The 535-nt window shown below is 72.7% G+C and carries 1 protein-coding gene; it reads right to left on the bottom strand.

Annotation, left to right across the window (positions count from 1 at the left end; all coding sequences use genetic code 11):
* On the bottom strand, positions 1-535 hold a 535-nt coding region (locus tag VR44_RS20850), incomplete at both ends, for a hypothetical protein (RefSeq protein WP_045949072.1).

Below are 535 nucleotides of genomic sequence, written 5' to 3'. Positions count from 1 at the left end.
GCCTGCTGCTCGTCGCGGAAGTAGAGGCCGAGGTGGCCGGTGCCGCCCGCGGTGATGAACGGGGAGCCGGCGGCCGAGGTGAACCCGAGCAGCGCCCCCGACCAGCCGAGACCGAGCCGGTCCTGGCCGAGGCCCACCATGGGGAGGGCCCTGGTGCTGCGGCCCTTCGTCCCGTCGGTGATCTGCCCGAGCCGCGCCTCCTTCTTGCCGATCTCGGTCTCCACGCGCTGGATCTCCTCGTTCCACTTCGCCAGCGCGGCCTCCTTGCCCTCGACGGCGCTGAGGCGCGCGAGCGCGGCCGTCACCTTGGCGACGGCGGCGGTCTCGGCGTCGCCGGAGGGCTTGGCGGGCACCGCGTAGAAGGTCAGGGAGCCCTCCCTTCCCCGCCATGTGTGGGCCTGGACGGTTTCGGCCGTCAGTGACCGGCCGGTCCAGTGGAGACGCTGCCCCCCGATCCCGAACATCTGGCTGAGGATGCCGTTGAGGGAGACGCCGGCCGGCGTCCCCCCGTGCTGCTGGACCGACATCCACATGG

This window comes from Streptomyces katrae, from assembly GCF_000966975.1.
In the GTDB taxonomy this organism is placed as follows: domain Bacteria; phylum Actinomycetota; class Actinomycetes; order Streptomycetales; family Streptomycetaceae; genus Streptomyces; species Streptomyces katrae.
The sequence above is the reverse complement of the archived record's forward strand: the minus strand, read 5'-3'. Positions and strand labels throughout refer to the sequence as shown.